Source organism: Nocardioides yefusunii, from assembly GCF_004014875.1.
GTDB lineage: Bacteria > Actinomycetota > Actinomycetes > Propionibacteriales > Nocardioidaceae > Nocardioides > Nocardioides yefusunii.
The window spans coordinates 2,997,940-3,018,578 of the sequence record NZ_CP034929.1; the positions used below are offsets into that span (position 1 = coordinate 2,997,940).

The window sequence follows — 20,639 nt, forward strand, 5'->3', positions numbered from 1 at the left end:
GTGTGGGTACCAGACGATTCGCTCTGACTGATGGGTCAACGTAGACGCTACGCCTGCCTGTTCCGGGGCAACACCCGCAGGGGGTGTGACCTGGACCACTGGTCCGGACGGCTCGGTGACGTGACCGGAGCCAACCGCAAGCAACCGACCGCGTACGCCGACCTCGTTTCCGCAGGCAGTCGCGCCGACGACGAGTGACAGCGCACCGATCTCTCTGGCGGACCGGGAGCGGACCGACTTCCGGAAGGGGCTGGGATCCCCGGTTCACCGGACGGCGACACCTGGACGCGGGGAGAATCCCCCCCGTGAACTCGACCCGGACCTCAAGCCCTTCCTTCCTCCCGGCTCGTCAGGCGATCGGCTACGTGCTCGCCCTCGCCGGCATCCTGTGGTGCCTGATGAGTCTGAGTGAGCGTTCCGGGTCGACGGTCACCGTGACCACCCACATGGTCGGACTGTTCCTCATCGCCACGATGGCGACCCTGTGGCCCCGGCGCCCCGGAACCCGCCTGACCACGCGCCATGTCCTGACGGTGATGGCTGTCGCAGTCGTGATCTGGCTCGTCTACTCCGTCGCCCTGCCCGAGGACCTCGGCGAGGTGCCGGGCGTGGTCGCGGTGGCCCTAGGGATCGTGCTGCTCCTCGCGGGTACCGCCGCCTTGTGGAGGGACAGCAGCCGGCGCGACCGTTGGTTCCTCGCAATGACCGTCGGCGTCTCAGCGCTGGCCACCGTCACGGCCCAGGTGCTCGCCTGAGCACGCCCCGCTGACGTTCCTGCTCCGCCACGGCGGAGCGGTAATCTCGCGGCATGGTCTTCGAGCTCCCGCGTCACCCCGACGGTCGCCCGCGCATGGTCACCCGCGTGGTGCGCCGGGCCCTCAAGCCGACGGTCGGCGTCGTCGTTCCGGCCTACGGCGTCGAGGCCTACCTCGCCGCGACCCTGGACTCGCTGATCGCCCAGACGTACCCGCACTGGCGATGCGTCGTCGTCGACGACGGGTCCCCCGACCGCTCCGGTGAGATCGCCGACGCCTACGCCGCCCAGGACAGGCGGATCACCGTCCTGCACACCGACAACGGTGGCCTGGGGGCGGCCCGCAACCGCGGCACGAAGGCCGTGAAGGGCGAGTACCTGGCCTACCTCGACTCCGACGACGTCCTCGCGCCCGACGCTCTCGAACACCTCGTCGCCACCGCTGAGGAGTCCGGTTCGGACTTCGTCGCCGCCGTGCTGCAGCGGGTCGAGGCCGAGCCTCCGGCCGGTGAGGGCACGTTCGTCCCGGAGTGGTTGGCGAACCTGCACTCCGAGCCGCGTCGTCGGATCCGGATCGAGGACCACTGCGAGATGCTCGGTGACGTCTTCGCGGTCACCAAGCTGTGGCGTCGTCGGTTCTGGGACGCCGAGCGCCTCTCGTGGCCCGAGCGGATCCGCTACGAGGACCAGCCCACCACCACCCGCGCCTTCCTGGCTGGCACCTTCGACGTCACCACGCACGTGGTCTACGACTGGGTGATCCGCACCGACGGCACCTCGATCACGCAGCAGCGCCACACCGTCGCCGACCTGCTGGACCGTTGGCGCACCAAGGAGTGGACGGTCGCGTCGGTGGAGGCGCACGGCGACGCCCACGTCACCGAGGTGTTCTGGACGAAGATCCTGCCCGGCGACCTCTGGATGTACTTCTCCCAGATCCCCGGCGCCGACGACGAGTGGTGGACCGAGCTCCACGGCGGCCTGACCCGGATCTGGGGCGAGCGTTCCCTGCTCGACTCGATCCTGGTGCCGCACGAGCGGATCACCGGATGGCTGGTGCAGCAGGGACGACGTGCCGACGCCGAACGCTTGGTCTCCTACGTCGAACAGGTGGGCGCCGACGCGCTGCCGCACTCCGCCGACGGCCTGCGTCTGGCTCTACCTGCCGACGTCCTGGACCTGAAGACGCTTCCCGCTGACGTCGACGTCCTGCGTGAGTGGGAGATCCGCGTCTCCTGACGCCTCCCCCGACGCTTCGCCCCGCGGACGTCATAAGAATCGTGGGTTCTGACCCCGGATCCTTATGACGTCCGAGCAACGCCACTGCGGGACGTCATAAAGATCGTGGCCTGTGGGCCTCGATTCTTATGACGTCCGGGGGAAGTGGGCGGAAATGCCGAAGGCCCCCGGAGAGATCCGGGGGCCTTCGGCGTATGACTTCGGGTGCTGCGGGGCGGAGCGGGGGCTCAGGCGCCCTTGCGCTTCTCCTGACGAGCAGCGGTCTTCCAGGAGTCCAGCTCGGAACGCAGGGTGTCGATCTCGGCCTCGAGCTCGGCAACGCGGACGATCGCCTCGGCCGCGCGGGTGTCGGACTCGTCCAGCTGGAGCGCGAGCTCCTTGTGGGCCTTCTCCGACAGGTCGGCACGACGGGCCTCGGAGTTCATCTTCAGCGTCGCAGTGGCAGCACGCTCCAGAGCCTTGCTGAGCTCGGTCTCGAGCTGGGAGATGACTTCCTGACGCGCAGCGATGCGGGCCTGCATCGTCTCGGCGAACTCCATGTTCTCCTTCGCCCGGCGCGCAGTGATGTCGCGGTAGGCCGCTGCCTGCTTGGCGCGATCCTCGGCGGCGTCGCGACGGGTCTGCAGCAGCTCGGAGTGGGTGATCTTCACCGAGCCGGCGCCCAACGCGACGGCGACGAACGCCGACACGACCACCAGCGCATTGTTGCCCGAGGCGACAGAGCCCAGGACGACGACAGCGGCGAGCGCGATCAGCGCGACGGCGACGGTCACACGGGTGCTCCGCTGACGGCGTCGGGAGACGGAAGTGGCGGCGGTCGGGGAAGTCATGCCCTACAGGCTAGGGGGCGCCGTGTCCTCGTGGTATTCGACACGCAATTTCGAGCAACTTTCCACCGGCCGTCACACTGAGAGCGCCCAGCGCCGCGAGCAGGGCCACGCCCACACGCTCCAGACGCAGGTCCGGGCTGCCGGAGAGCCACGTCAGGCCGAAGCCGACGTGTCCCCCTGCGAGAAGTGCACCGGCCACCGCGCACGCGCGTCCCAGTACCAGCCGGTTCACCATGCGTTCGGGATCCAGGGTTGCCCTGCCACGCACTGCCCGGCGGGTCACGCGGGCAACCCCCACGAGCACCGCGCCGATGAACCAGAGCCCCAGCACCGGCAGCCATCCGACCGGACGGGCGTCACCGAGGGAGTCGGCCAGGACCCGCCAGCCCCACCCGAGCACACCGCCCAGGACCACCGCGGCGACCAACGTCGCCCAGCCGATCGGGCTCAGGCGCCCCGGCGAGTAGTCGTCGGACTCCTCGCCGGGCGTCTGGCCTGAGGCGTGGTCGGGATCGCCGTGCGGCGGCAGGTGGGAGTCCCTCACGGAAGTTCGAGGACGATGTCCTCGCGCAGCACCACACCGGTGCGGTCGGTCGCTTCGATCAGTTCGGCCACCGGGCCGTGGTCGACGAGCAGTGCGTCGGCCTCCAGGTCGAGCCACGGCTGCAGCACGAAGGCACGCTCGTGGGCGCGCGGGTGGGGCAGCTGGAGCGCCTCGGTGTTGGAACGACGCTCACCGAGCTGAACGATGTCGACGTCGAGGGTGCGGGGCGCGTTGCGCACCTCGCTGCGCTCACGGTCGAAGGCCTCCTCGATGCTCAGGCAACGCTCGAGCAGACGACGGGCCGGGAGCGTCGTGTCGATCAGGACCACGGCGTTGAGGTACGACGGCGAACCCTCGGGCGCACCGACCGGCGCGGTCTCGTAGACCGGGGAGACGTCAGTCAGCCACAGGTCCGGGGTGTCACCCAGGGCGTTGATCGCGCCCTGCAGAGCAGCGCGGCGTTCGCCGAGGTTGGAGCCCAGGGAGATGACACCCCGACGGATCGGGTGCATCTCGCCGGTCAGGGCGTCGGTGTCGATCAGGTGCGGGTTGGGCGATTCGGTCACTTCTTCGTCCTCTGCTTCCTGGTGATGCTCAACGTCACGTCACCGAAGGTCGCCTGGATGGGCGCGTCCGGCTTGTGCAGGGTCACACGGACCCATTCAACACGGCTGTAGGTGAGCGCCACGTCGGCGATCCGCTGCGCGACGGTCTCGATGAGGTCCACGGGGTCACGCTCGACAGCGGACTTCACCGCGTCGACGAGCTCGCCGTAGTGGACCGTTTCGGCCAGGTCGTCGCTCGCCGCGGCCGGGCGGGTGTCGATGCCGAGGGTGAGGTCGACGACGAAGATCTGGCCTTCGCGACGTTCGAAGTCGAAGACACCGTGGTGGCCGTAGCACTCGATGCCGGTCACGGTCAGTTCGTCGACGCTGTGTTCGTCAACGCTGTGTTCGTCCGGTCCGTGCTCGTCGCGCAAGGCTTCTTCACACACTGCTGGCGCCTCTTTCTCGACGGGGGGCAAGGGGGGACGGTCGATGACCGTCCGAGAAAACTACGTGAGGGCTGCGACCCGGCGCCAGACCTTCAACACGTCCTGGGTGGCGGTGACGTCGTGGACCCGCACGCCCCACACGCCGCGTTGGGCGAGCAGGAGGGTGAGTGCTGCGCCGGCGTGCTCCCGTCCTGAGACGGGACGGGGGGTGCCGTCGGCGTCGGCGAGCAACGCGCCGAGGAAGCTCTTGCGCGACGCGCCCACCAGCAGCGGGAACCCCAACGACTCGATCTCGTCGAGTGCCTCGACCAGGAGCCAGTTGTCGTCGGCGGTCTTCGCGAAGCCCAGGCCGGGATCGAGGATGATCCGGTCCTCGGCGATCCCGGCGGCGCGGTACGCCTCCAGACGCGACTCCAGCTCACGACGCACTCCCGCGACGACGCCGCCGTCGTAGTGGGTGAACGCCTCGGACTGCATGTCGGTGGAGTGCGCCCGCCAATGCATGCCCAGGTAGAGCGCACCGGTGGAGGCGGCGACGTCGAGGATCTCGGGGTCGGCAAGACCCCCGGAGACGTCGTTGACGACAGCTGCGCCCGCAGCCACGGCAGCAGCCGCGACCTCGGAACGCATCGTGTCGACCGAGATCACCGCACCGGCCGCAGCCAGGGCAGTGATGACGGGGACGACGCGGTCCAGTTCCTCCTCCAGCACCGGGCGGGTCGCGCCCGGGCGGGTGGACTCCCCACCGATGTCGAGGACGTCGGCACCGGCAGCCATCAGCTCGAGGCCGTGGGCCACCGCCGCCTCGGTGTGGGCGAAGCGGCCACCGTCGGAGAACGAGTCAGGGGTGACGTTGACGATGCCCATCACCACCGGCCCGGGAAGCCCCGGGACAGGCAAGGAAGGGAGGGTCTGCTCGGTCACCGGGTCAGCGCGGGTGATTCATGATCAGGGCCATCGCCTCGGAGCGGGTGGCCGCGTCACGCATCTGGCCACGGACCGCGGAGGTGATGGTGCGGGCGCCGGCCTTGCGGACGCCGCGCATCGTCATGCAGAGGTGTTCGGCCTCGATCACCACGATCACGCCACGCGCTTCGAGGATCTCCACCATCGCCTCGGCGATCTGGGTGGTGAGTCGCTCCTGGACCTGCGGACGACGCGAGTACACGTCGACCAGGCGGGCCATCTTGGACAGGCCGGTGATCTTGCCCGTCGCCGAAGGGATGTACCCGACGTGCGCGACGCCGTGGAACGGCACCAGGTGGTGCTCGCACATCGACCACAGCTCGATGTCCTTGACCAGCACCATCTCGTCGTGACCGAGGTCGAAGGTGGTGGTCAGGACGTCCTCGGGACGCTGACGCAGCCCCTGGGTGAGCTCGGCATACGCACGCGCGACGCGGGCCGGGGTGTCGTGCAGGCCCTCGCGGGTGACGTCCTCGCCCATCGCGGCCAGCAGCTCACGCACTGCCGCCTCGGCGCGGGCGTGGTCGAACTCGGGAATGTCCGCAGGGTCGCGGTCGGGAAGGCCGATCGGGTCGGTCATGGGGTTCAGGACTCCTGGGTCGGGGCCGGACCGCCGTGGACGTCACCGTCCGGGCCGGGAGGGGTGATCACGTCAGCCGCCTCGTCCTGACCCTTGTCGAGGACGACAGCGTTGGGGTTGGCGGCCGCAGCGAGGGCGGCGTCGCGGTCACGGACGTACTGCGGGACCTCGACCGGCGGCAGGGTGGAGGGCACACGGCGCTCCGAACCCGTCCAGGCCGGACGCGCAGGACGACGCCGCAGCGGCTCGAAGATCTTCGCGACCTGCGCCTTGTCGAGAGTCTCCTTGTCGAGGAGTTCCAGGACGAGGGCGTCGAGGACGTCGCGGTTCTCGACGAGGATCTCGAACGCCTCGTGGTGGGCGTCGGTGAGCAGGGTCCGGACCTCGAGGTCGACCTGTGCGGCGACGGCTTCGGAGTAGTCGCGGGAGTGACCCATGTCGCGGCCCAGGAACGGCTCGGAGTTGTTGGAACCGAGCTTCACCGCGCCCAGGGAGGAGGTCATGCCGTACTCGGTGACCATCGCTCGGGCAGTGCCGGTGGCCTTCTCGATGTCGTTGCCGGCGCCCGTGGTGGGGTCGTGGAAGACGAGCTCCTCGGCGGCGCGGCCACCGAGCATGTAGGCGAGCTTGTCGAGCAGCTCGGAGCGGGTCTGGGAGTACTTGTCCTCGTCGGGCAGCACCATCGTGTAGCCCAGCGCGCGACCGCGCGGGAGGATCGTGACCTTGTGGACCGGGTCGGTGCCGGGAAGGGCCGCTGCGACCAGGGCGTGGCCGCCCTCGTGGTACGCGGTCACGAGCTTCTCGTGGTCGCTCATGATCCGGGTGCGACGCTGCGGACCGGCGATGACGCGGTCGATCGCCTCGTCGAGGAAGTCCTTGGTGATCAGGTCGGCGCCGCTGCGGGCGGTGAGCAGCGCGGCCTCGTTGAGGACGTTCGCGAGGTCGGCACCGGTGAAGCCGGGGGTGCGACGCGCGACGGTCTGCAGGTCGACGTCGGGGCCGATCGGCTTGCCCTTGGCGTGGACCTGGAGGATCTTGTGACGGCCGTCGAGGTTGGGGGCGTCGACCTGGATCTGGCGGTCGAAGCGGCCCGGACGCAGCAGTGCGGGGTCGAGGACGTCGGGACGGTTGGTCGCGGCGATCAGGATGACGCCACCGCGGACGTCGAAGCCGTCCATCTCGACGAGCAGCTGGTTGAGGGTCTGCTCGCGCTCGTCGTGACCGCCACCCATGCCGGCGCCACGGTGACGACCCACGGCGTCGATCTCGTCGATGAAGACGATCGCGGGGGCGTTCTCCTTGGCCTGCTCGAACAGGTCGCGGACACGGGAGGCACCGACACCGACGAACATCTCGACGAAGTCGGAGCCGGACATCGTGTAGAACGGCACGCCGGCCTCACCGGCGACGGCGCGTGCGAGCAGCGTCTTTCCGGTGCCGGGGGGGCCGTAGAGCAGGACGCCCTTGGGGATCTTGGCGCCGACGGCCTGGAACTTCGCGGGCTCGGCGAGGAACTCCTTGATCTCCGCGAGCTCCTCGAGCGCCTCCTCGGCGCCGGCCACGTCGGCGAACGTGGTCTGGGGCATGTCCTTGGTGATGAGCTTGGCCTTGGACTTGCCGAACTGCATGACGCCGCGGCCGCCACCGCCCTGGGCCTGGTTCATCAGGAAGATGAACAGGAGCACGATCAGCGCGAACGGGAGAAGAGTCATCAGCAGCGATCCGAGCAGGCTGGCCTGCGGGACCTCGGTGTTGTACTTCTCGACCTTGCCGGCCTCGAACTGCTCCTGGACGGCGCGCTCGATGTCGTCCTGGGTGGAGGTCAGCCAGTAGGAGCGGACCTTCTCGGAGCCCTTGCGGGCGTCCTTGTGGAGGGTCGCCTCAATCTCCTGGTCGCCGTCGACGAAGGTGATCTCCTTGACCTTGCCCTCGGCGATGAACGAGTTCATCTCAGAGGTGGTCACCTCGTCGTACCCGTCGTCGGGCGCGAACAACTGGATGGCCAGCAGGACGCCGAGCGCCGCGATGACCATCCACAACCAGGGGCCCTTGAAAATGCGCTTCACAGGCTTCTTTCCACTCCGGGTTCAACCACTCGTCCGACTCCGGCGACGCTACACCGGGGCACCGACAGTGACCCCCGCGCAGCACGACAGGGTCGGCGCACCCTCCCAGTCTCGCAGGCGAGCCGAAATCTTGCTGCCCCGACACCACGGCGAAGCACGGTTCGCCACACTCGGATCAACCTCCGCGGCAGTGCCCTGGCCGTCCCGGAAGACGACAGCACCCCGCCCGGCGAACCGGACGGGGTGCTGACAGGAGGGGGGAACGGCTCGTGCGGAGCCGGTGATCCGCGAGGGATCAGGAGTAGACGTGGGGCGCGAGGGTGCCGATGTCGCGCATGTTGCGGTACTTCTCGTTGTAGTCGAGGCCGTAGCCGACGACGAACTCGTTGGGGATGTCCCAGCCGACGTACTTCGGCTCGACCGGCATCGCCAGCGCCTCGGGCTTGCGCAGCAGGGTGGCGATCTCCACCGAGCGCGGGCCGCGGTTGCGCAGCGAGTTGACCAGCCAGGACAGGGTGAGACCGGTGTCGATGATCTCGTCGACGATCAGGACGTCGCGTCCCGAGATGTCGCTGTCGAGGTCCTTGAGGATGCGCACGACGCCGGAGGACTTGGTGCCCGATCCGTACGAGGAGATGGCCATCCAGTCCATCTCGATGTGACGCGGCATCGCGCGGGACAGGTCAGCCATGACCATGACGGCGCCGCGAAGGACACCGACGACCACCAGGTCGCGTCCCTCGTAGTCGGCGGTGATCTGCTCGGCCATCTCGGCCAGGCGAGCCTGGATCTGCTCCTCGGTGAAGAGGATGTTCACCAGGTCGTTCTCTACGTGGGAGGACTCCATGACTCCGACGATACCGCCACCCCCGCGGCGCTGCCGAGCGGGCGGGCCCTGTCCCGCTCCGGTGTGGCTCAGGAGTCGAGCGACGGTGCCCGCTCGAAGATCACGACCCCGTCACGACGCAGGCCGCGCAGGTGCCCGGGCAGGTCGATCCACCGCTGGCCACGCCATGCGGTGACCAGTTCCTCCAGTGCCAGGACGTGACCGTGGAACAGTTCGGCATCAATCGCACCGGACGCCACCGCGGCGCTGCGCAACACCCGTCGGCGCAGGGCCGCAGGCAATTGCGACAGCCCGTCGACGGCGAGGGCGTCGGGCTGTCGCAGCCAGTTGTCGGCCATCGCGTCGAGGGCCTCCATGTCGACCCGCAACGACTCCGCGGTGCGGGCCAGCGTCTCCGCGACGCCGGGACCGAGCTCGCGCTCCAGCACCGGCAGGACGTCCATCCGCACCCGCGAGCGCAGGTAGCGCGGGTCGGTGTTGTGGGGGTCGGACCAGAAGTCGAGCTCCTCGTGGCGGCAGGCCGCCTCGGTCTGGCTGCGGCGGATGCCGAGCAGCGGACGCCGGTAGCGGTCGAAGCCGGGGCGCATGCCGGCGATCGACCTGCCGCCCGAGCCGCGCGTCAGCCCCAGCAGGACGGTCTCGGCCTGGTCGTCGAGGGTGTGACCCAGGAAGACGGCGTCGGCGGAGAACTTCTCCGCAACCTGGTCGAGGACGGCGTACCTGGCCTGACGGGCCGCGGCTTCGGGACCCTGACCTGCACCTTCGACCTGGACCCGGATCCCGACGGTCTCGTCGACCCCGATCGCCCGCATCTGGGCGAGCACCTTCTGGGCCTGCTCCGCGGAGCCGTCCTGGAGGCCGTGGTCGACGGTCGCGCCGACCACCTTCCACGCGCTGCGGCGGGTCTCGAAGACGGTCGCGGCGAGCAGTGCGAGCGAGTCCGCTCCCCCGCTGACGGCAACCACGACGACAGGGTCGCCGGCGGCACCGTCGAGGGCGGACGGGCCGCGGGCGGCCTCGAGGTCGGTGAGTTCACGACGAACGGCCAACCGCACCGCGGCGACGTCGGACTGCAGCGTCACTCGGACTGCTCCTGTTCTGCGTTCTGGGGGTGGATCCGGGCGATCCAGGCGTCCGGGTCGAGGATCTCGGCCTTGCTCGGCAACGTCTCGGGGCTGCTGAAGACGGCGTTGAAACCGTCCTTGCCGACCTGCCCGACGACGGTCTCCACGAAGCGGTACCCGTCGCGGTACTGGGCGGCCTTGGCCTCGAGTCCCAGGAGGCGTCGCACCAGTTTGTCGATGCTGCCCAGGCCCTTGCGTCGTTCGTTGAACTTGGCGCGCACCACGGCGACCGCGTCGGGGCCGATCGCCTCGTTGCCCACGGCGTCCATCACGAAGTCGGCGTGGCCCTCCAGCAACGACATCACGCCGGTGACCTCGTCGATCAGCGCACGTTGCGCGGGCGAGGAGAGCGCCTCGGCGAGACCGCCACTGGGACGCTCGGCGTTGCCGCGCACGGTGGCGAGGACGTCCTTGATCTTCTCGGGCGTGAAGGACGAGGTGTCGACGGTCTCGGTGAGGCGCTGCACGAGGCCACGGACGTGGTCGGCCAGCCACGGCACCGAGGTGAACTGCACCCGGTGGGCCTCTTCGTGGAGGCAGACCCAGAGGCGGAAGACAGCCGGGTCGACGTCGAGGTCGCGTTCCACCTGGACGACGTTGGGAGCGACCAGCATCAGCCTGCCGTGCTCACCGTGGAAGGGGTCGAACTGGCCCAGGATCCGCGAGGACAGGAAACCGAGCAGGGCGCCGACCTCGCCGCCGGTGGCCTTGGAACCGATGGCGTGGGTGATGCCGCGGCGCGCGGACTTCGAGGTGATCCGGTCGACCATCGGCTCGGTCATCATCGCGAACGTGCTCGCGTTGGCTCGGATCCATCCCTCACGGTCGACGACGAGGAGCGGGGCGAGACCGACCTCCCCACCGAGTTCGCACCAGTCGTTGACGAGCTCGGCCGAACGCGCCGCTCCGGCACGGAGCTCGGCGACCGCCTGGGCAGCGTCCTCGGGGGTGATCTCCGGTGGCCGCTTCGCGGTGCGCGCACCGAAGCTGACGGCGAAGTCCCAGTCGATCATCGACGGCTGGTCGGTGGCGCTGCGCTCACTCATGCCCCGACAGTATCTGGCACCGGGTCAGCGCGGGGCTGCTCAGGAAGGTGAGCAGACGCAGCCGGCGAGCGCGGCGGCGAACTGGTCGAGGGTGGCGCGGGCCTGCAGCGTCTTCTCGACCGGGACCTTGTCGGCACCGACGACGAACAGCATCGGGACGCCGGCTGCATCGGTGGTGATGCCGGCCAGGACGTGGACGCCGGTCAGCGTGCCGGTCTTGGCGCGGACCTTGCCCAGACCGTCGTCGGCGGCGACGTCGAAGCGGCTGTTCAGCGATCCGGTGAACCCGGCCACCGGCAGGCCGTCGATGGCCGGACGCAGGCGGGGGTCGTCGTCGGAGGCAGCCAGGGCCAGCGCCGCGACGAGCGTGGTGGCGCTGAGGTGGTTCTTGCGGGAGAGGCCGGAGCCGTCGAGGAGGACGTCACCGGAGACGTCGACGCCCAGCTCGGTCAGGGTGGACAGCACCGACTCCGAGCCGGCGACGAACGAGCCGTCGTCCTCGACCGCGATCCCGACGTGGCGCGAGAGCACCTCGGCGCCCTCGTTGTCGGAGACCTCCAGGACCCGCTCGACGATCTGGGAGACGGGTGCGGAGTCGACGCTGGCCAGCACCTCGGCGTCGGCGGCGACCTCACCGGACTGCGGACCGGAGACGGAGACGCCCCGCTTCTCCAGTGCGTCGGCGAAGACCTGGGCTGCCGCGGCGGCGGAATCGGGGACGCGTCGTCCGGAGTCGGGATCGACGCCGCGATCGACCCAGAGCGCACTGATCGGGGAGACGACCTCCTCACCGACGTAACCGGCCTCCCACTCGGGGTTGTCGGCCGGACCGGTGAAGAGGGAGGCGTCGTAGGAGAGCTTGACCGACGTAGTGCCACGTTCAGTGAGCGCGGTGGCGGTCTCGAACGCGAGCGTCGTCAGGTCGGCCTGCTCGGGGAACGAACCGTTCGGGGCGGGCTCGGCGCGGAGGTAGGGGTCTCCGCCGCCGACCAGGACGATCTCGTCGACGTCGGCACCGACCTCGACGCTCGTGGTGAAGCGGTGGTCGGGCCCCAGGGTCTCCAGGGCAGCGACACCGGTGAGGATCTTTGCGGTGGACGCGGGCGTGAGCCGGTCGTCCCCGGAGGAGAAGACGGGGGTGCCGTCCAGCGTCGCAACGAGGGAAACCACGTGCTTGCCCAGGGAGTCGTCGCGCAGCGCCGAACGGGTGGCCTTGCGGATCGCTGCCGCGTCGAGCGCGGCCTCGGGTGCTTCGTCGGCGACAGCAGGTGCCGTGGGCACCGCGCCGAGGCCGAGGATCTCAGGTGCGGCGACGGGGCCGTCGCTCACGGCGTCGCTCGTCCACCCCAGATAGCGGGGCCCCCAGGCGAAGTGGTCCGCGGCGACAGCGACACCGAGGACACCGACCACCAGCACCGTGGGCGCCCAGATCGCGACCCGTCTCGGGGCGCGACGACTCCCGCGCGTACCGTTCCGTTGGTCACGTCGGCTCACGAATGTCCCCTTCGAGTGTGTTCTGGGGGCCATTGTGCGCGAGACTGGACGATGGCTGTGCCTCGACACCCCATGCGGAGATCCTCCGGAGCAGGTGCGGGTTCCACGGCAGGTGACGCACGAGGCTCCGCACCGGAGCGTTCGCGACGCCGCCCCCATTCTTTGCAACACACGATGACTGAGGTGAAAGAAGCATGTCGTTCGACGTCACGGTCGAGATCGCCAAGGGCGACCGCAACAAGTACGAGGTCGACCACGAGACCGGGCGTGTCCGCCTGGACCGTTACCTCTTCACTTCCTTCGGTTACCCGACCGACTACGGCTACATCGAGGACACCCTCGGCAACGACGGCGACCCGCTGGACGCCATGCTGCTCCTGCCGCAGTCGGTCTTCCCGGGTGTCCTGGTCGAGGCTCGCGCCATCGGCATGTTCAAGATGGTCGACGAGGCCGGCGGCGACGACAAGGTTCTCTGCGTCCCCACCGACGTGCGTTTCGACCACATCCAGGACCTGAGCGACGTCTCCCAGTTCGAGCTGGACGCGATCAAGCACTTCTTCGAGCGTTACAAGGACCTCGAGCCGAACAAGCACGTCATCGGCGCCGACTGGGTCGGCAAGGCCGAGGCCGAGGCCGAGATCGAGGCCTCCCGCAAGCGCTTCGCCGAGGCCGGTCACTGAGACCCACAGCCTGACGACGAGGGCTCCGCACACTTCGGTGTGCGGGGCCCTCGTGGCTTGTGCCCGCGGATTTCCCGCGGAACTGTCGGATTGATGCGCTGACACGCCGTGGCAGTGGCATCAATCCGACAATTGCGCCAGCGAGCGGAGCGAGCGAGCGTCAGGAACGCAGGGCCTCGGCGCGGAGCAGTTCCTCGGGCACCGCGAACGCGTCGACCAGGTCGGTGGCGATCGGGCGGACCTTGCGGCACAGGTTGTTGACCTCGACGGTGATCTGCTTCGAACGCGGCGTCGAGAGGCGGCCGTGCTCGATGAACCAGGCGCGGTCGGCCTCGATCGTCGAGAGGGCGTGCAGGTCGAGGAGCAGCTCCATCGCGTAGCGCTCGTCGCCGTCTTCCATCGCCTTGACCTTGTCGACGAACGCCTCGAACACCAGTCGCTCGACGTGGGCGCGGGCCGTGGCCAGGACGTGGTCCTGGACGTCGGAGAAGACCTCCCCGGGGTTACGTCCGGCCTTCACCCCACCCTGGATCCGTCGGGCAGCGGTCTCGACGAGGTGTTCCTCGCGGAACCGGAACATCGCCAGCTGGTAGTCGGTGTCGAGGATCCCGGCCTCGACGTCCCAGTGGTCCTCCTTGCCGCCGGGCAGGACGTCCTTGACCCGCTCCAGGAGGCGTCGGGCAGCGGTCCTCTCCACGACGGTGTCGACGGCGAGGCCCGCCACGAACTTCACCATCCCGAACTGGTCGAGGTTGCTGAATCCGCCGGAGTAGTCGGTGAGCAGGCCCTTGGCGACCAGCTGCAGCAGGACGTGGTTGTCGCCCTCGAACGTCGTGAAGACGTCGGTGTCGGCCTTGAGCGCCGCGAACCGGTTGACGCTCAGGTACCCCGCTCCGCCGCACGCCTCGCGGCACTCCTGGATGGTGCGGGTGGCGTGCCAGGTGGCCAGCGCCTTCGTGCCCGCCGCACGGGACTCCAACAGCTTGCGGTCCTTCTCGTCGACCTCCTGGCCGTTCGCGCTGGCGGTGAAGACGCTGTGCAGGTTGCCGACCAAGACCTCCTGGGCGAAGTTGAGGGCGTAGGTGCGCGCGATCAGCGGCAGCAGGCGACGCTGGTGCATGCCATAGTCGAGGAGGAGCTGCTCGACGCCCTTCTCCCCCGCCTCGAACTGACGACGACGGTCGGCGTAGTTCACCGCGATCGTCAGCGCGACCTTCGACGCCGTCACGCCGGCGCCGCCGACGGAGACGCGGCCCTGCACGAGCGTGCCGAGCATGGTGAAGAAGCGGCGTCCCTGGGACTCGATCGGCGAGGAGTAGACGCCCTCGGCACTGACCGAGGCGAAGCGGTCGAGCAGGTTCTCCCGCGGGACCCGGACGTCGTCGAACCAGAGGCGTCCGTTGTCGACGCCGTTGAGGCCCAGCTTGTGGCCGCAGTCCTCGATCCGGACGCCCGGAGCGGGCTGGCCGTCGACGCGGATCGGGACGACGAGGGCGTGCACGCCGTGGCGTTCGCCGTTGACCTCGAGCTGGGCGAAGACGACGGCGAGCTCACCGTGGGCGGCAGCGTTGCCGATGTAGTCCTTGCGCGAGGCGTCGTCGGGGGTGGTGACGACGAACTCGTCGGTGGCGGCGTCGTAGCGAGCCACCGTGCCGACCGAGGCGACGTCGGAGCCGTGGCCGGTCTCCGTCATCGCGAAGCAACCCAGGAGACGTCCGCCGACGATGTCGGCCATCCACCGGTCGTGGTGCTTCGCGGTGCCGAGCTGCAGGATCGCGCCGCCGAAGAGGCCGAACTGGACGCCGACCTTCGTCATCACCGACAGGTCGCCGTTGGCGAGGGTCTCGAACGCGGCGATCGACGCCCCGATGTCGCCGCCTCCGCCGTACGCGGTGGGCAGGCCGAGCACCGTGTGGCCGTCAGCAGTGAGGTCGAGGACAGTCTCCTTGACCCGTTCGCGGAACGCCTCCTTGGGCAACGTCTCGGCCTCGGCGAGGAGGTCGGCGTGCTCGGGCAGGACCTCGCGAACCCTCTGGCGGACGGCTGCGTACTCACCGTCGAGGAGCGCGGTGAGGGATGCGACGTCGGGCCGCGGCGTAGTGGCTGCAGGAGCGTCGGCAGCGGTGTCGGTCGGACGGACGGCGGCGTTCTCGTCACTCATGCACGGAGGCTAACCGCTCCTCCCCCCGATCGGGGAGGGTGACGTGCGACTCCTGCACCCGAAGTCCTGCACCCGGGCTCCGCTGGACGCCGAGCGTCAGGGACGGCCGTGGAAGTCGGCCGGGCGCCAGTAGCCGATCGATTCCTTGACCACAGGGCGCCCGGTGCGCGGGGCGTGGATGATCTGGCCGTCGCCGACGTAGAGAGCGACGTGGAAGATCGTCGACGGCTTCGCGGGGTCGTTGGCCCAGAAGACGAGGTCACCGGGGCGCAGCGCCGTGGCTGCGACGGGCGTCGAGGCGAGGTACTGGTCGACGGAACGACGCGCCAGGGTCTTGCCGCCGGCCTTCCACGCCGCACCGGTGAGGCCGGAGCAGTCCCAGGCGTCAGGGCCGGTGGCGCCGTAGAGGTAGGGGTCGCCGATCTGGGCCGCGGCGAAGGCGATCGCCTTGGCGGCCGACGCGGTGGCCTTGGCCTCGGTCGCGGGGGCCTCGTAGGGGACGCCGTAGGTCGCCATGTCGGCCAGGCTGAGTCCGACGCCGGCGCCGTCGTCGGCGATCGACTGCGGCTGCGCACCGGCGACGGGGATCTGCGCGATGGCTTCGAGCAGGCCGAGTCCGGTGCGGGCCGCGGGACGTTTGGCGAGGGTCTTCACGCTGTCGCGCTGGCGGGCGATGCGGGCCAGGACGGCGCGGGCCACTTCGGGACGGTCCTGGACGAGGGCGAGGGCTTCGGACGGTGCCGCGACGGTGCCGCGAGCGAGCACCTGGGCAGCGGTGGGACGCTCGAACTCTGCCCGCTGGGCCTCAGCGTTCGGGGCAGTGGTTCCGAGGCCGATCGTCTGGACGGTGCCGGCCGCCAGCGCCAGGACTGCGACTGCAGCGGCGAGGCGACGCAGCGGGCGTCGGGCAGAGCGGGTGGCGGCGCTGGCTCGGAGCTCCGGCTCGCACTGGTGCAGGTCCTGCACGGCGTCACCTCGCTCCTGAGAAGTTGGATGCCGCGGCAGGCCCTGGGGTCACTTGCGTGGGGGCCCGCCGCGGCGGATGCGCACTCGAACGGCTTCCCCACCATCCGGTGCAACATGGAGAACGCTAGGTCGCTCACGCCCCATCGACCACATCTTTACTGAAGAAATCTCGCCCCTACGGCGTGTCCCCTTGACGGACTACATCGGTGTAGTTTTCGAGTTACACGCGTGTCATTACGCGGTGACCTGCGCCGATCCTCACCACTCCCCCGGGACTCCCTCCGAGCGAAGGCACGAAAAAAGGTCCCCGGAAATGTCTGGACCCCGCTCCCCCAGACGGGGAAACGGGGTCCAGCACTGCTCACGAGAGCCGCGGAACAGAACTCAGCTGACGCCGGCGCTCTCCGACTTCGCAGAGGCAGCAGCCTTCTCGGCCTTCTCGGCTGCACGCTCCGCCTTGCGCTCGGCCTTGAGCTGCTTCTCGATCGCACGCTCGGCCCGGTTGGGGACGTTGAGCCCCTCCTTGGTGAACGTGATCCCCGCAGCCCACCCGGCGATCAGGAAGGAGACCATCGCGATCGCGGCACCGGCGATGTCGTCGGCGATGTAGTGCCAACCGAAGTACAGGGTCGCCACGACGGTGATGACGAAGTTGCCCCACGCGATGATCTTCAGGACCAACGACTTCGTCGTGTACTGGATCATCAGCGCCCAGATCAGGGTCACGCCGGTGTGCAGCGACGCAAACGCGGCGATCGACTGGACCGCGTCGTCCACCCCGCCGTGGGTGATCTTGGCGCGGCCGTAGAAGAGGGCGTCGAGCAGGTCGCCGGCCCCCGTCGTCGGGAGGTCGGAGTACAGCCACGGGTAGCGGTAGCCGGGGCCCAGGGTGGGCAGGCAGTAGTACATCGCGGTGCCGAGGGTCCAGATCAGGACCTGGCCGCCCACGAACCAGTAGCCGAAGCGGATGTTCTTCGACCACACCGCGTAGATCGCCACCATCACCGCGACCAGCGGCAGGAACGTCACGTAGATGGTCGAGAGGATGTGCGCCGCGATGCCGGTGCCCAGGACGTCGTGCAGCACCGTCGCCGGCTCGTGGCCGAAGAAGAGCGCCCGGTCGAGGACGTGCAACTCACGGTCGTACTTGTCCTCACCCATGATGAACGGCAGGTACGACTTCACGTTCCGGTAGGAGACGTAGGTGATGTAGAAGCAGGCGATGCCCAGGACCACCAGGGCCCAACGCTCCTTGGTCCAGTGCTCCTTCCAGCGCGCCTTGATCGCAGCCCACCCGGGACCGGGACGGGCACGCCCCTTCCAGAAGAACTGCGGAACCATGTCGGCCACCAGGGCGAACAGGATCAGCATCGGCAGTCGCACCCAGCTCGGGCCGAGGAAGCCGTCCGGGTCGACGAGGGCGCGGTCCAGCCACAAGGAGCAGAACAGCGCGGTGAGGCCTATCAAGGCGGTGGTCGCCAGCATGACGACGGAGGCACGGCGGTACACCCCGTCAGTCTAAGGGTGCAGGGGTGAGCCCGAGGGTGTCCTCGACCACGCAGGAGAAGAGGTGTGGCGCGCGGCTCAGCCGACGACGGCGACCCGGTTCACGTCGACCCGCAGCCGGACCTGCGCGCCCACCACCGCTCCGGCATCCAGCGGGGCGACCGCGTCGAGGCTCCCGGCGCCGTCCACCTCGACCCGCAGTCGGACCTGCTCCGGCGTGGAGGCCAACGCCGTCACCTGCGCCTCCAGCGCCGCTCCCGGACGCCCGGGCTCCATGAGGCGCAGCGCCGAACGACGCACCGCGAGCACCCCGGCCGGTCCGAGGGCGACGCCGGCCGCTGCCGCGACGGTGCGGGCCGCGTCGTCACGCAGGACGTGGGCGTATCCCAGGAACGCTGCCGCGCGCGGCGTTGCAGGAGCAGCCCACACCTGTGCGATCGGCCCCTCCTGCTCGAGGTGTCCGTCGAAGAGGACCGCGAGCCGGTCGGCGACCGCGAACGCCTCCTCGTGGTCGTGGGTGACCATGACGGCCGTCGTCCCCGAGGCCCGCAGGATCCGACGCAGGTCGTCGGCGAGGCTCTCGCGCAGTGCCGCGTCGAGGGCGGAGAGAGGTTCGTCGAGCAGCAACAGTCGCGGCTCGACCGCCAGGGCGCGGGCCAGGGCGACGCGCTGACGTTCGCCGCCCGAGAGCTGGGCCGGGCGACGCGAGCCGTAGCCGGCGAGCCCCACGAGGTCGAGGAGTTCGGTGACGCGGGCGGCGACCTTCGCCTTCGGCACCCGACGCAGCCCCAGGGCGTAACCGACGTTGCCGGCGACGTCGAGGTGGTCGAAGAGCTGACCGTCCTGGAACATCAGCGCGAACCCGCGACGGTGGGTGGGGACGCGAGCGAGGTCGTCACCGTCGAAGGTGACCCGACCGGCGGTGACGGGTTCGAGGCCGGCGACCGCTCGCAGCAACGTCGACTTCCCCGAGCCCGACGGGCCGAGCACGGCCAGCACCTCGCCGCGCGGCAATGTCAGGGAGACGTCACGGACGAAGTCGGCGCCGTCGTAGGCGACGTTGACGTGCTCGACGGCCAGAGCCACCTCCGGCGGAACAACACCCGTCGGAGCCGCGTCATCAGCAGGGTGATCGGCACTCATCAGAACGCTCCTTGGGCCGGCACCCGCAGGCGCTCGACGAGGGACATCACCGTCGCGGTCACGACGGCCAGGACGACGGCGGCCGCGAGCGCGGTGCCATAGTTGCTCGCACCGGGTTGCCCCAGGAGCCGGAAGATCACCAGCGGTAGCGTGACGTCGTCGCCGCGGGCCAGGAACGACGTGGCACCGAACTCGCCCAGCGACGTCGCGAACGCGAACCCGCTGGCTGCCAGCAGCGGCTTCCAGACCACTGGCAGGTCGACGGTGGCCAGCGTTCGCAACGGGCCTGCCCCCAGCGAGGCGGCGGCCTGACGTTGCCGGTCGTCGATCCCGGAGAGCACCGGCACCAGGACCCGCACCACCAGCGGCAACGCCACCAGCGCCTGGGCCAGCGGCACCAGCAGCGGCGAGTTGCGCAGGTCCAGCGGCGGTTCGTCGAGGGTGATCAGCAGACCGAAACCGAGCGTCACCGCGGAGACGCCGAGCGGCAGCATGAAGAGGCCGTCCAGGACGGCGCGGGCGCGTCGTTCACCGCGGGTGCGCGAGGGGCGGGTCGCGACCAGCGCGACCAGTGCTCCCAGCAGCAGCGCCATCCAGGTCGCGTCGACGGCGGTGCGCAGCGAGGTGCCGAGCGCGTCGAGCACCGGGGCCGCGAGGGTGGGTGCAGCCGGACCGGACCCGGCCAGCGCGCGGTAGTTGTCGAGCCCCCAGACGTAGCCCTCAGGTGTGTTGACCCGCAGCGACCCCTGGAGCAGCGCGAAGAGCGGGGCCAGGACGAGGAGCAGCAGGAGCGCGGTCACGACGAGCGCCGGCAGGTCGCGCCGGGACGGACGACGCGGCGCGACGCTGCGGCGCTGGACCCGGGCCGCCGGGACCCGGGCCTTGGCGCTGACCAGGAGCAGCACCGTCACCACCAGCAACTGCACCACCGACAGCGCAGCCGCACCGGGGAGATCGAAGAGGGTGGTGGTGAGCAGGTAGATCTCGGTCTCCACCGTCGAGTACCGCACGCCGCCCAAGGTCAGGACGATGCCGAACGCGGTCGCACAGAAGAGGAAGACCACCGACGCGGCGGAGACCACCGAAGGGCGCAGCGACGGCCATGTCACCGTCCGCAGCACCTGCAGCGGGGTCGCCCCCAGCGCTGCAGCGGCCTCGGCAGGACGCGGGTCGAGCGACTCCCAGGCCGCACCGACAGTGCGGATCACCACCGAGGCGTTGAAGAAGGCCAGGCCGAGCACGATCGCGGTCAGGGTGCCGTCGACCCCGAGGAACCCGAGCGGACCGCCCTCCCCCAGCAACTGCCGGAACGCCGCGCCCACCACCACGGTGGGCAGCACGAACGGCACCAGCAGCAGTGACCGCAACGCCCGTCGTCCGGGCAGATCGAGGCGGCTCAGGCAGTACGCCGCGGGCAGCCCCAACAGCAACGAGAAGGACGTGCCCGCGACCGCGAGTCCGAGCGTCGTGGCCAGGACCCGCCCGGTGCGTTCGCGGGTCAGGACGTCGAGCGCCGGGGCGAGGGTGAAGGAGCCGTCGACGACGAAGCCCTGGGCGACCATCCCGGCCACGGGCAGGAGGAAGAAGATCCCCAGCACCGCGACCGGGAGGGCCGCCAGAACGACGAACGTGAGTGGACGACGCCACCCGAGGGGTGCGTTCACGTCACCAGACCATCACGGATCGGGGCCGTCACCGA

The 20,639-nt window shown here is 69.8% G+C and carries 20 protein-coding genes; 4 read left to right on the forward strand and 16 right to left on the reverse strand.

What is annotated here, in order from left to right; translation table 11 throughout:
* Positions 1 to 30: 30 nt before the first annotated feature.
* The 3 genes from EOV43_RS15485 (at position 31) to EOV43_RS13820 (ending at position 1,993) form a co-directional block, all read left to right on the forward strand.
* Positions 31 to 198: a hypothetical protein gene (locus EOV43_RS15485; RefSeq protein WP_164878664.1), complete on the forward strand. Its 168-nt coding sequence runs from the start codon at positions 31 to 33 to the stop codon at positions 196 to 198.
* Positions 199 to 305: 107 nt separating this feature from the next.
* Positions 306 to 755 carry a hypothetical protein gene (locus EOV43_RS13815; protein ID WP_128221813.1) on the forward strand — a complete coding sequence of 150 codons (450 nt, stop codon included), beginning with the start codon at positions 306 to 308 and terminating at the stop codon, positions 753 to 755.
* Between the two features lie 53 nt (positions 756 to 808).
* A complete protein-coding gene (locus tag EOV43_RS13820) occupies positions 809 to 1,993 on the forward strand; it encodes a glycosyltransferase family 2 protein (RefSeq protein WP_128221814.1) in 1,185 nt (394 codons plus the stop codon).
* 227 nt (positions 1,994 to 2,220) lie between these two features.
* Here the strand turns inward: EOV43_RS13820 and EOV43_RS13825 are convergent, their stop codons facing one another.
* The 11 genes from EOV43_RS13825 to dacB all read right to left on the reverse strand — a co-directional run bounded on the left by EOV43_RS13825 (position 2,221) and on the right by dacB (position 12,484).
* Positions 2,221 to 2,823 (reverse strand): hypothetical protein, encoded by a 603-nt coding sequence (locus EOV43_RS13825; protein ID WP_128221815.1) that lies wholly within the window; start codon positions 2,821 to 2,823, stop codon positions 2,221 to 2,223.
* 10 nt (positions 2,824 to 2,833) lie between these two features.
* Positions 2,834 to 3,367 (reverse strand): DUF3180 domain-containing protein, encoded by a 534-nt coding sequence (locus EOV43_RS13830; RefSeq protein WP_164878663.1) that lies wholly within the window; start codon positions 3,365 to 3,367, stop codon positions 2,834 to 2,836.
* On the reverse strand, positions 3,364 to 3,933 hold the full coding sequence (gene folK / locus EOV43_RS13835; protein WP_128221817.1) for a 2-amino-4-hydroxy-6-hydroxymethyldihydropteridine diphosphokinase: 570 nt from the start codon (positions 3,931 to 3,933) through the stop codon (positions 3,364 to 3,366). Before folK ends, EOV43_RS13830 begins: the two co-directional genes overlap by 4 nt.
* Positions 3,930 to 4,361, reverse strand: a complete 432-nt coding sequence (gene folB, locus EOV43_RS13840) for a dihydroneopterin aldolase (protein WP_378528877.1) — start codon at positions 4,359 to 4,361, stop codon at positions 3,930 to 3,932. The genes folK and folB overlap by 4 nt, the downstream gene beginning before the upstream one ends.
* Positions 4,362 to 4,421: 60 nt before the next feature.
* Positions 4,422 to 5,285: a dihydropteroate synthase gene (gene folP, locus EOV43_RS13845; protein WP_465263383.1), complete on the reverse strand. Its 864-nt coding sequence runs from the start codon at positions 5,283 to 5,285 to the stop codon at positions 4,422 to 4,424.
* Between the two features lie 4 nt (positions 5,286 to 5,289).
* Positions 5,290 to 5,907: a GTP cyclohydrolase I FolE gene (gene folE, locus EOV43_RS13850; RefSeq protein WP_128221818.1), complete on the reverse strand. Its 618-nt coding sequence runs from the start codon at positions 5,905 to 5,907 to the stop codon at positions 5,290 to 5,292.
* 5 nt (positions 5,908 to 5,912) lie between these two features.
* Positions 5,913 to 7,973 (reverse strand): ATP-dependent zinc metalloprotease FtsH, encoded by a 2,061-nt coding sequence (gene ftsH / locus EOV43_RS13855; protein ID WP_378528876.1) that lies wholly within the window; start codon positions 7,971 to 7,973, stop codon positions 5,913 to 5,915.
* 295 nt (positions 7,974 to 8,268) lie between these two features.
* Positions 8,269 to 8,820, reverse strand: a complete 552-nt coding sequence (hpt, locus tag EOV43_RS13860) for a hypoxanthine phosphoribosyltransferase (RefSeq protein WP_128221819.1) — start codon at positions 8,818 to 8,820, stop codon at positions 8,269 to 8,271.
* 68 nt (positions 8,821 to 8,888) lie between these two features.
* Positions 8,889 to 9,902, reverse strand: a complete 1,014-nt coding sequence (gene tilS, locus EOV43_RS13865) for a tRNA lysidine(34) synthetase TilS (RefSeq protein WP_128221820.1) — start codon at positions 9,900 to 9,902, stop codon at positions 8,889 to 8,891.
* Positions 9,899 to 10,990 (reverse strand): zinc-dependent metalloprotease, encoded by a 1,092-nt coding sequence (locus EOV43_RS13870; RefSeq protein WP_239022136.1) that lies wholly within the window; start codon positions 10,988 to 10,990, stop codon positions 9,899 to 9,901. The genes tilS and EOV43_RS13870 overlap by 4 nt, the downstream gene beginning before the upstream one ends.
* A gap of 39 nt (positions 10,991 to 11,029) precedes the next feature.
* Positions 11,030 to 12,484 carry a D-alanyl-D-alanine carboxypeptidase/D-alanyl-D-alanine endopeptidase gene (gene dacB / locus EOV43_RS13875; RefSeq protein ID WP_164878662.1) on the reverse strand — a complete coding sequence of 485 codons (1,455 nt, stop codon included), beginning with the start codon at positions 12,482 to 12,484 and terminating at the stop codon, positions 11,030 to 11,032.
* 194 nt (positions 12,485 to 12,678) lie between these two features.
* On the opposite strand from dacB, the gene EOV43_RS13880 reads away from it, so the two are divergent.
* The gene (locus EOV43_RS13880; protein ID WP_128221822.1) at positions 12,679 to 13,164 is read left to right on the forward strand and encodes an inorganic diphosphatase; all 486 of its coding nucleotides are present in this window, start codon (positions 12,679 to 12,681) and stop codon (positions 13,162 to 13,164) included.
* Positions 13,165 to 13,324: 160 nt separating this feature from the next.
* Here the strand turns inward: EOV43_RS13880 and EOV43_RS13885 are convergent, their stop codons facing one another.
* The 5 genes from EOV43_RS13885 to EOV43_RS13905 form a co-directional block, all read right to left on the reverse strand.
* On the reverse strand, positions 13,325 to 15,325 hold the full coding sequence (locus EOV43_RS13885; RefSeq protein WP_128221823.1) for an acyl-CoA dehydrogenase family protein: 2,001 nt from the start codon (positions 15,323 to 15,325) through the stop codon (positions 13,325 to 13,327).
* 96 nt (positions 15,326 to 15,421) lie between these two features.
* Positions 15,422 to 16,291: a C40 family peptidase gene (locus tag EOV43_RS15595; RefSeq protein ID WP_206611334.1), complete on the reverse strand. Its 870-nt coding sequence runs from the start codon at positions 16,289 to 16,291 to the stop codon at positions 15,422 to 15,424.
* A gap of 384 nt (positions 16,292 to 16,675) precedes the next feature.
* On the reverse strand, positions 16,676 to 17,800 hold the full coding sequence (locus EOV43_RS13895) for a phosphatase PAP2 family protein (RefSeq protein WP_239022137.1): 1,125 nt from the start codon (positions 17,798 to 17,800) through the stop codon (positions 16,676 to 16,678).
* A gap of 75 nt (positions 17,801 to 17,875) precedes the next feature.
* Positions 17,876 to 18,940 (reverse strand): ABC transporter ATP-binding protein, encoded by a 1,065-nt coding sequence (locus EOV43_RS13900; protein WP_128221824.1) that lies wholly within the window; start codon positions 18,938 to 18,940, stop codon positions 17,876 to 17,878.
* Positions 18,940 to 20,604 carry an ABC transporter permease gene (locus EOV43_RS13905; protein ID WP_239022138.1) on the reverse strand — a complete coding sequence of 555 codons (1,665 nt, stop codon included), beginning with the start codon at positions 20,602 to 20,604 and terminating at the stop codon, positions 18,940 to 18,942. The genes EOV43_RS13900 and EOV43_RS13905 overlap by 1 nt, the downstream gene beginning before the upstream one ends.
* Positions 20,605 to 20,639 lie beyond the last annotated feature (35 nt).